Raw genomic sequence first — 9,497 nt, forward strand, 5'->3', positions numbered from 1 at the left:
ACTGACAGCCGCCACCTGACCAGCAAGCCCTGTCCCGACGAGAAGGGACCGAAAGTGGAAAAGCCGGGCAGACCGGCAGGTACCGCGCGCCCCCCGTCAGCACCGACAGTCAGGCCATCCACGAGCACCGCTCAATCCGCTCCAGAAACCGGCTCGGCGGATCCAGGCTGAGGCCTCGATACAGAACCCCGTAGCCACATGGCTACGGGGTTCTGTTCTTGCAGCAGAGTCAGCGCTGGTGGCTGGTGCGCGGCTTCACGCCAGGCGTGACATCGCACCGGCCGCGAGCAGGAAGACTCCCCCCGCCACACCGAACCAGATCGACAGCGCCACGCGACGGTGCTTGATCCACGCGATCTCCGCCATCACGATCACCTGGCACGCGAGCTGCTCCGCGAGGTCTCCCTTGCGAAGGTCGGCCACAAGGCGCTGCGGCGTCCAGGAGCGGGCGTGGCCGAAGTAGATGTAGTTGCTCGCTGCTTCGCGCTGGAGGTTCTTGGATCGCAGACGGGGGGCAACGACGATGGCTGCGAAGACCGCTCCGGTCGCGACCAGGGCGACGCTCAGGCCGATGAACACGTACTCCGGCCACGTGTCCATCTCGCTGAGCAGGGTGACTGCTCCGGCCAGCAACGCGGTCTGGAACGTGAGCGCGAACGCTGCCTTGGCGTCGACCCTTCCGGTCCAGTCCATCTGAGCGTCGTGGATGCGCCAGAGGTCGTCGTTGCTCGCCGGCGGCTGCGTGCGCTCCTTGCGTCCGAACATCAGAGCGACGTCCAGTAGAAGCGCGTCGTGTAGTAGCCGTACGAGGTGCCGCCCATGCTGAGCGTGTACGGTCCGGTCCACATGTTCTGCCCCTTGGACAGGATGACACTCTCGGCCAGCTCGCTATAGGTCCCCTTGCCGATCGCGATGTTGTGCCCAGCGCCGGTGTCGCGCAGATCGCTCAACTTCGCAGCCAGGTTCGGGCCGACGCCCACCGAGAGCAGGTCGCTGTTGTTGCGGATACCGGCTCGCACCAGCAGGGCCTCGCTCGTGGCGATGCCCGTCATCGCTCGGATGTGCCAGTCTGCGTCCCGAAGCGACTTGAACGCACTCTGGATCTTCGGGTCGAGCAGCTTGCCCACCGCGTAGTCGATCTTCATCGCGGCCCGCACAGAGCGGGTCTGTCGGTTGGCGCCCGTGAAGACGCCCATGACTCGGTCGCCGTCAAAGCTGCGGATGTGGCCGTTCTCCGCACGAATGATGCGCACCGCGACCTTAAGGAAGGCCGACATCACCGATGCGACCTCGTCGTGACTGTCAGCGGCTCTCACGAGCCCCGAGGAATCGATGAGGTCCGAGTACAGGTAGGTCGCTCGGACTACCTTCGCGTCGCTGTACCCCATGTTGTCGGGATCAGGCACTGCCGTGTCCACCGTTGACCACGTGGTCTTCGTCCAGGTCTTGGAGACCGCCGCTACGGCCTCGTCAACCTGCTCCTTGAGCGTTGCCATCAGTAGACCCTTCTTCGCGCCAGTTCGCGGCCCGAGCCTAGCTGTACTGACCCGGATCGTTGTTGACGTAGTGAGAGACCTCCGTGTCGAGTGGGAGCTGTCTAGATCTGTCGTCGATCAACTTCCGCCCCGCTCTGGACCACGCGAAGGCCTCGGGCCGGTGGGGCCCGAGGCCTCGCGTGATGCTGGTCGGTGGAAGTCACCCAGCCTGCGCAGCGGCCGTCCGGTCGAACCAGTCGATGAACTCCTTGACCGTGCCGATGCTCGCGACGCGCTTGTGAAGGGCCTTCTGGTCGTGGCCTGGGATCCAGTCGCCGCGGGTGATCTGCGCGCCGCACCCGCAGGCGCACTCGCGCCGGTCGAAGCGGGGGTCGTCGAAGTAGGTGATCGGGTTGCGGTTGCCCTGCACCGGCGCGGGGCCGTCGATGAACACGTCGTACGCCCGGTCACCGGCGCCGAGCGGGCGTCCAACGATCACCCTGCGCTTGCTCGTGGTCAGCTCGATCGACTCGATCTCGGCCACCATGCGCACCACGCCCTGGTGACTGAACACGACGAACCGCTCCGAGTCAGCGCGCTCGCCCACGACCCAGCACCCCCGGTTCGACTCCCACATGTCCTCGACGGCCATGCCGTCCCTGTACCCGATGTAGCTCCGCCCGAGCTCGTCCGTCGCAGGATCGACCTCGCGCCAGTCGCCCAAAGTGATGTGCAGCATCCTTCTCCCTCTCCGGGCAACCCTTACCCGCCTGACAACAACTACAGCAGCCGGTCGCTTTCCTGTCAACCCTTACCCAGGGCCGAAAACCGCCATGCCCTCGATTCAAGTATCGGATGTTCGACACATGGTGTCGTAAAACGACCGTTTGTCAGGCACCACAGCCGCGGCCGCGACATGTGGCCTTGGCCGTTATGTGGCGGGGTTCTGTCGCCGCTTCGTGAGTTCCCTGATGATCGGGCGAATCGTCCCGTGGGTCGATCCCCAACTGACACAGCCTCGTTCGCACGCTTAGCGACTCCGGGCTGCGTAAAACCACTTCAGTCCTCGCTGTATAGTTCAGCGCATGCTGACCATTGCTTCTCGCCTGGACGTGATGAACCGGTTGGGCCGCGCGCTGGCCGACCCGACCAGGTCCCGGATCATCCTGACGCTGCTCGACCGGCCGGCCTACCCGGCAGAGCTGGCCCGCGATCTGGACCTCACACGCTCCAACGTGTCCAATCATCTGGCGTGCCTGCGCGACTGCGGCATCGTTGCTGCCGAACCCGAGGGCCGCAAGACGCGCTACGAGATCGCCGATCCCCACCTGACGCAGGCGCTGACCGCCCTGGTTGACGTCACCCTCGCGGTTGACGAGAACGCCCCGTGCATCGATCCTGCCTGCTCGGTGCACGGATGCGACGCAGCAGAGGCGGGCGCGTGATCCTGGCTGCGGTCCTGCAGGCAATCGGCCTGTTCATCGCGACCAACATCGACGACATCATCGTGCTCTCCTTGTTCTTCGCCCGCGGCGCGGGCCAACGCGGGACGACCACCCGCATCTTGGTCGGCCAGTACGTGGGGTTCGCCTGCATCCTCGGTGCCGCTGTGCTGGTGACTATCGGAGCCGGAGCATTCCTGCCCTCAGCAGCTATCCCGTACTTCGGGCTCATCCCCCTGGCCCTCGGTCTCTGGGCTGCATGGCAAGCCTGGCGCGGAGACGAGGACGACGATGACGCCAAGGTCACGGGCACGAAGGTCAGCGCGTGGACCGTCGCAGGAGTCACCTTCGCCAACGGCGGAGACAACATCGGCGTCTATGTCCCCGTCTTCCTCAGCGTGGAACCCATCGCAGTGGTCGCCTACTGCCTCGTCTTCCTCGCGCTCGTCGCGGTCCTGGTCGTAGTCGCCAAGTTCGTTGCCACCCGGCCGCCGATCGCTGAAGTCCTCGAGCGCTGGGAACACATCCTGTTCCCCATCGTCCTGATCGGCCTCGGCATCGTCATCCTCGTCAGCGGAGGAGCGTTCGGTCTCTGACGGAGCCAAAGCGAACGAGAGAGGTCGCCAGGCTCGACGCTCCGGTATAGGGATCCCTGTGCGGGTTCATGCTGCGCAGCAGGAGAGTTTGGTGATGTCGGTGGTGAAGGTTTGGGCGGTGAGTTTGAGGCCTTCGGCCATGGTCAGGTAGGGGCTCCAGAGGTTGGCGACCTGGTCGGTGGTCATGCCGGCCTCGAGGATGTAGACGCCGGCGGCGGCGAGGTCACCGGCGTCCTGGGCGAGGGCGGTGATGCCGATGATGCGGCCGGTGTCGGCGTCGGTGACGATCTTGATGAGCCCGCGGGTGTCACGGTTGACGATGGCGCGCGGGACGTGCGCCAGGGGCAGGACGCGGCTGTCGCAGCGGATCCCGGCAGTGCGGGCCTGCTGGTCGGTCATTCCGACGGAGGCCAGGGCGGGGCTGGTGAACACGACCCGGGGCAGGTGGCGGTAGTCGACCTCCCGGCCGGCTCCGGTGAGGGCGTTGTCGGCGACCAGGGCGCCGTGGGCCGCGGCGACGTACACGAACTGCGGGTGGGCGGTGACGTCACCCGCGGCCCAGATCCGCGGGTTCGTGGTGCGCAGGTGGCTGTCGATGATGACCTCGCCGCGCTTGCCGGCGCGCACGCCGATGGTGTCGAGGCCGAGCGTGCCGGTGACCGGGCGGCGGCCGGTGGCAACGAGGAGCTCGGCCGCGCGGAGCTCGTGTGAGCCGTCGGCGGTGGTGGCGGTGACCGTGACCTCGCCGGTGGCCGGGTCGCGGCGCACCGCGGTGGGCACCGCGCCGCGGATGATCTCGATACCTTCGTCGGCGAGGATTTCTTCCAGGGCGGTGGCGGCCTCGGGTTCCTCGTGGGAGGCCAGCCGTGAGCGGACGAGCATGGTGACCTGGGCACCGAGGCGGGAGAAGAGCTGGGCCTGCTCCATGGCGACGTAGCCGCCGCCGATGACCAGCAGCGACTCCGGGACGTGGTCCAGCTCCATCGCGGTCGTCGAGGTCAGATAACCGGCCTCCTGCAGGCCGGGGACCGGCGGCGCCCAGGGCGTGGAGCCGGTAGCGATGAGGTGGTGCGCGGCCCGGACGGTTTCCGCCGTGCCGTCCGGGCCGGTCACGCGGAGTGCCGGCTCAGTCGGTGTGCCGACGAAGGTGGCCTCGCCGGGGTGGAGGGCCCACCCGTACTCGGCGGCCAGGGCCGCGTACTTCTCGCTGCGCAGCGATCCGACGAGCTTGTCCTTGCCGGCGACCATGGCGGGCATGTCGACCGGTGGGGCGTCGGGGAGTGGCAGACCGGGGAACCGGGCGGCGTCGAGTGTGACGTGGCGGGCCTCGGCGGCCGCGAGCAGGGCTTTGGAGGGCACACACCCGGTGTTCACGCAGGTACCGCCGATGGTGCCGCGCTCGATCATCACCACCCGCTTGCCCAGGGTGGTGGCGCGGATCGCGGCCGCGAACGCCGCCCCACCGGACCCGATCACTGCCAGGTCATACGACCTGCTCTTGTCCGTTGCCGTCATAAGTCCTCCCTTGTTGCCGCGCCTCAGGACCAGGATCGACCTTCCAGTGCACTGGAAGGTCAAGGCAGAATGAGTGGCATGCGGATCGGTGAGGTGGCTCAGGCGTCGGGCACGACAGCTAAGACCCTGCGGTACTACGAGGACGTCGGACTCCTCCCCGACCCCGACCGCAGCCCGGCGGGGTACCGGGACTACGGCCCCGAGGTGCTCGACCGGCTGCACTTCATCCGCCGGGGCCAAGCCGCCGGGCTGACCCTGGCCCAGATCGGCCAGGTGCTGGCCATCCGAGACCGGGGCCAGGCCCCCTGCCAGCACGTCACCGACCTGCTCGACACCCGCCTCGCGGTCATCGACCGGCAGCTCGCCGAGCTCGCGCAGCTACGCACCACGATCGCCATCCTGCGCGAGCACGCCACCACCGGCGACCCGGCCACATGCTCCCCCGAGGACGTCTGCCGCTACCTGTGACCCGCGAAGGTCACCGGCCCGTGGCACCATCGCGACATGGCCGATGACACCCAGCAACGATGCTCGTGCTGCGGCCGCCAGCGGCCACGAAGGTCGCTCCACGCACTCGGGAGCGAACCGGCCTACATCTGCCGAAGGTGCGCGCTCTGGGTCGCCCTTCGCATCGCTCGCGACTGAACGACTCCGCCCGCAACGCGGGCACGCCGCCGGCCGCGGCGAACATCGTCGGATGGTGCGCGAAGGAACCAAAGGGCGCGAATGACGACCAATCATCACGCCGCCAGCGCGATCGCGGGCGCCCGTTGCCGCACTCCTCATCCGACGGTCTGAGCTCCACCGCCTGGCAGCGGTCCGAAGCCTGGAGAGGGCATCGGAGCCGGACGGGACCCCCTAACGCTCAGTGGTCCGCCCTCGCAGCGGTTGCGGTCGGTCCAGTTGTCCGTCCCGTAGGAGGAACCCGCTGCGGAGGCGGTGCAGGTCATCGGCGGAAACCCACGCCCGAATGTTCGCAAGACCGCCCGAGAAGGGTTGTCCGGTGACGGTGCGTCATATGGGACGGCCTGTCGTCCCGTAAACGAAGGCGGTCTCAACCCACCAACGCACCACCTGCTGCTGACGTTACCGGTGGGGGGTGAGTTCGGTAGCAGATGTTCGCTCGAGTTGGCGCTAGATTCTCCGCTTGTACTGTCGGCAGACGTAGACCCTGCGGAAGCGTGCGCGGAGATCCGATTCGTGCTCGATCTCGGCATGGGCGAAGGCCCGGACGGGGGAACTCAGACCTGGCGGCGATGTGAATCCTTCGGCGGCTCCATCCCAGTCCTTGTAGACGTGCAGGTACCGGAACTCCTCGGCGAATCCGTGGCGCTGGTACCAGGCGTTCGCCGCGACGTCTTCGCGGGTCCAGGCATCGAGGCTCGTGACTCCCCGGTCGTTGAGCATTGGGAGAGCGCTCGTGAGCAGTGCACTGGCGATGCCTAGCTGGCCGTGGTCGGGGTGCGTCGCGATGGTGTCGATCGTCGCCGAAGCGCCATCGATCTCAACGTCGAGGATTCCGACGACTTCTTGATCGAGTACCGCGACGAGGCACAGTGCGGGACGCTCGAAGCGCGTCCGCTGGGGTTTGACGTCGTCGTAGTACTGCGAGCCGAGGAACGAGAGCGCCCGGCACCGTACCCAGCTCGGTTCGTCAACATCGAGGTACAGCCGGATCGACGCAACAGGACGTGCCCGGCCGTGTTCAACCATCAAGGACTCGTCGAAGCCAGCAGCCCGCAGGAAGTGTGAGGTCATGCGGTCAGGGTGCCCGCATCGGGCCCGGTGGTCGAGACAATTGCCTGCCGCCTCGTAGGGGCTGCTACTGACGGTCTCAGGCCATCGGCACAGTGAGCGACGGGGCGACAGCGCGCTGGATGGTGCGATAGACGGTTGCGCGTGAGACGCCGAAGAGCTCAGCAAGCTCACCGCTGGTGTGCTCGCCAGCGGCGTGGACGGCCAGGAGGTGGCGTTGCTGGGCGGGCGTGAGCTTCGGCTTCTTCCCACGCAACCGGCCCTTGGCCTTGGCTATGGCCATACCTTCGCGGGTACGCGCGCGGATGAGGTCAGCCTCGAACTCGGCAACCATTCCCAGGACGTTGAACAGGAGCTTGCCGACGGGGTCGGTCGGGTCGTAGGCGCTACCGCCCAAGGAGAGAACGATCCGGCGGCGGGTGAGCTCGTCGGCGATGTCCCTGGCGTCGGGCAGGGACCTGGCGAGGCGGTCGAGCTTGGTGACCACGAGCATGTCCCCGGCCCGGCACGCGGCGAGGGCTTCGCGTAGCCCTGGGCGGTCGCGGTTGGTGCCGGTCAGGCCGTGGTCGACGTAGATCCGCTCGGCCTCGACGCCCAGTCGCTCGAGCCCTTCGCGTTGTGCGGTCAGGTCCTGACCTTGAGTCGAGACCCGTGCGTATCCGATCTTCATCCCCGTCATGGCGCAAGTGTCGCAGTTGAACCCCCTTCACCGGGCACATTTGCGGGCGGGTCTACCGGGCACCGCCAACTGGCGGAGCCACGTGGGTCGGGTTGGAGCGCCGGGGTGCCCGGTGAGGGATCGGCTAACGGGCGCTGGCCTACCCTGCCTCCTATGAACGAACGACTGGCCCGGGCGCGAGCCGGGTACGACGCCGTCGCTGCGGACTACGCAGCGCTGCTCCCCGACGCGTCCTTCGAAGCGGGCATGGACCTGGCGATGATTGAGCAGTTCGTTGATCAGCTGCCAGCAGGGGCACGGGTGCTGGATGCGGGGTGTGGCACAGGTCGGATGCTGGGGCACCTTCACGAGCGAGAGTCGTCCTTGCGCCTGGTCGGCATCGACCTCTCATCGGGGATGCTCGCGGAGGCAGCACGACCCACCGTCCCGACGGCGCTGGTGGCAGCCGATCTTGCAGCGCTCCCGTTCGACCAGGACGTCTTCGACGGAGTACTGGCGTGGTACTCGATCATTCACGTCCCCTCTGACGCGCTGGCAGCGGCCGTCGCGGAGATGGCTCGGGTGCTCCGACCCGGTGGAACCCTCCTGTTCGGCTTCCATGCGGGCACAGGGGAACGGACGATCACGAGCGCCTATGGGCAGCCAGTAGAGCTCACCTCGTTCTTGCACCTCACGACGGATGTCGCCGCGGCGGCGCGCGCTGCCGGGCTCGACGTGGATACCGTGCTGGACCGCGCACCGCGCCCTACTGAGAAGCACGATCAAGGGTTCGTGCTCGCACAGGCGCCGAAGTAGCCCACTCTGCTGCGAGCTGACGTGGAAGTCGAGAATCTGCAGCAGCCTGCCGAAACGTGTCCGCTGGCGTTGCCCAGTTGAGCACTCGCCGCGGGCGCTCGTTGAGGAGTCGTTGGATCCGCTCGAGCTCGACGTCGTCGGTAGCGGTGAGGTTGGACCGTCGGGGTAGGTACTGGCGCAGGAGACGGTTGGTGTTCTCGTTGGTGCCGCGCTGCCACGGGCTGCGGGGGTCGCAGAAGTAGACCGGTGCGTCGATCAGGGCGCTGAGGAAGGCGTGATCAGCCATCTCACGGCCACGATCCCACGTCAGGGACTTGCACATCCCGGGCGGCACGTTGAACAGCGCGCGGGCGACCGCGGTGCTGACGTCCTTGGCCTTGATCCCGTCGGGCAGCGGGACGATCTTCAGGTAGCGGGTCGAGCGCTCCACGAGCGTGGCCACCGCTGAGGGGCGCTTGCCCATGACGAGGTCACCTTCCCAGTGGCCGGGCTCGAGCCGGTCGGCGACGGTTGCCGGGCGGTGGTGGATGGACACCATGTCGCGCAGCTGCCCTCGCCCGTGAGACCGCTGGACCATCCGGGGCCGTCGCATCGAACGATCCGTTCGCAGCCGCTGGTAGGTCGCCTTCGGAATCGACCGCGACCTCGGCAGGTACACCGCGCGGTAGATCGTCTCGTGCGAGACCCACATGCCCGGCTCGTCAGGATGCTCACGGCGCAACCACGCCGCAATCTGCTGCGGAGACCAGTCCAGCTCAAGCCGCCCCAGCACCACGGTCCGCAACCGCTCGTCACCCGCCAGGCGCGGCACCCGCGGGCGCCGCGCCTCACTCTGGGCACGCTCGTCTGCCGTGGTTGCCCGATAGGCGGCGCGGCCGCCGTTGCGCGCGATCTCCCGCGACACCGTCGAGGCTGGCCGGCCAATCTCTGCGGCGATCGCCCGTCCAGACAGCCCGCTCGCGATCCCGCGCGAGATCTCCTCCCGCTCACCAGGACTCAGGTGTCGCAGCGAACGCCTCGGCAGCGAAGGCCGGACCCCGCCATGGCGCAGCAAATACCGGCGCACCTGCTGCTCCTGAAGACCGGCCCGATCAGCAATCCGCCGCAGCGACTCACCCTCACCCCACGCCCCCCACACCACAGCCGGGTCTGCTGCACGGATAGGTGACACCTGACTTGTGGTGCCGGAGGGCACTGCTGGAAGGATGTGCACTGTGCCAAGACCCCATCCCAAAGAGTT

The 9,497-nt window shown here is 67.5% G+C and carries 11 protein-coding genes; 4 read left to right on the forward strand and 7 right to left on the reverse strand.

All coding sequences use genetic code 11. The features are described 5' to 3' along the window. Window positions 1-255 precede the first annotated feature (255 nt). The 3 genes from NHG27_RS18630 to NHG27_RS18640 form a co-directional block, all read right to left on the reverse strand. Entirely contained in the window at window positions 256-765 is a 510-nt protein-coding gene (locus NHG27_RS18630) for a Pycsar system effector family protein (RefSeq protein WP_497017315.1), read from the reverse strand. Then, window positions 765-1,496, reverse strand: a complete 732-nt coding sequence (locus NHG27_RS18635) for a hypothetical protein (protein ID WP_497017316.1) — start codon at window positions 1,494-1,496, stop codon at window positions 765-767. The genes NHG27_RS18630 and NHG27_RS18635 overlap by 1 nt, the downstream gene beginning before the upstream one ends. Before the next feature lie 199 nt (window positions 1,497-1,695). Further along, entirely contained in the window at window positions 1,696-2,214 is a 519-nt protein-coding gene (locus NHG27_RS18640; RefSeq protein ID WP_497017317.1) for a hypothetical protein, read from the reverse strand. A gap of 346 nt (window positions 2,215-2,560) precedes the next feature. Here NHG27_RS18640 and cmtR point away from each other — a divergent pair, with 346 nt between their 5' ends. Both cmtR and NHG27_RS18650 read left to right on the forward strand, forming a co-directional pair. After that, window positions 2,561-2,920, forward strand: a complete 360-nt coding sequence (cmtR, locus tag NHG27_RS18645) for a Cd(II)/Pb(II)-sensing metalloregulatory transcriptional regulator CmtR (RefSeq protein WP_028708027.1) — start codon at window positions 2,561-2,563, stop codon at window positions 2,918-2,920. Then, complete coding sequence (locus tag NHG27_RS18650; RefSeq protein WP_430594168.1) at window positions 2,917-3,513, forward strand: cadmium resistance transporter; 597 nt, start codon at window positions 2,917-2,919, stop codon at window positions 3,511-3,513. Before cmtR ends, NHG27_RS18650 begins: the two co-directional genes overlap by 4 nt. 66 nt (window positions 3,514-3,579) lie before the next feature. On the opposite strand, the gene merA is transcribed toward NHG27_RS18650, so the two are convergent. Then, window positions 3,580-5,028 carry a mercury(II) reductase gene (merA, locus tag NHG27_RS18655; RefSeq protein ID WP_396049645.1) on the reverse strand — a complete coding sequence of 483 codons (1,449 nt, stop codon included), beginning with the start codon at window positions 5,026-5,028 and terminating at the stop codon, window positions 3,580-3,582. Window positions 5,029-5,106: 78 nt separating this feature from the next. On the opposite strand from merA, the gene NHG27_RS18660 reads away from it, so the two are divergent. Continuing rightward, a complete protein-coding gene (locus tag NHG27_RS18660; RefSeq protein ID WP_028708020.1) occupies window positions 5,107-5,496 on the forward strand; it encodes a heavy metal-responsive transcriptional regulator in 390 nt (129 codons plus the stop codon). A 666-nt stretch (window positions 5,497-6,162) separates the two neighbouring features. On the opposite strand, the gene NHG27_RS18665 is transcribed toward NHG27_RS18660, so the two are convergent. Together NHG27_RS18665 and NHG27_RS18670 are read right to left on the reverse strand one after the other, a co-directional pair. Next, window positions 6,163-6,786: a GNAT family N-acetyltransferase gene (locus tag NHG27_RS18665; protein WP_497017318.1), complete on the reverse strand. Its 624-nt coding sequence runs from the start codon at window positions 6,784-6,786 to the stop codon at window positions 6,163-6,165. A 76-nt stretch (window positions 6,787-6,862) separates the two neighbouring features. Next, window positions 6,863-7,462 (reverse strand): recombinase family protein, encoded by a 600-nt coding sequence (locus NHG27_RS18670; protein WP_497017319.1) that lies wholly within the window; start codon window positions 7,460-7,462, stop codon window positions 6,863-6,865. Between the two features lie 153 nt (window positions 7,463-7,615). Here NHG27_RS18670 and NHG27_RS18675 point away from each other — a divergent pair, with 153 nt between their 5' ends. After that, on the forward strand, window positions 7,616-8,257 hold the full coding sequence (locus NHG27_RS18675) for a class I SAM-dependent methyltransferase (protein WP_497017320.1): 642 nt from the start codon (window positions 7,616-7,618) through the stop codon (window positions 8,255-8,257). Here the strand turns inward: NHG27_RS18675 and NHG27_RS18680 are convergent. After that, window positions 8,208-9,419, reverse strand: coding sequence for an IS30 family transposase (locus NHG27_RS18680; protein ID WP_497017321.1), 1,212 nt, complete (start codon window positions 9,417-9,419; stop codon window positions 8,208-8,210). The two genes, NHG27_RS18675 and NHG27_RS18680, sit on opposite strands and share 50 nt — an antisense overlap. Between the last annotated feature and the right edge of the window lie 78 nt (window positions 9,420-9,497).

The organism is Oerskovia sp. 140933, assembly GCF_059651515.1.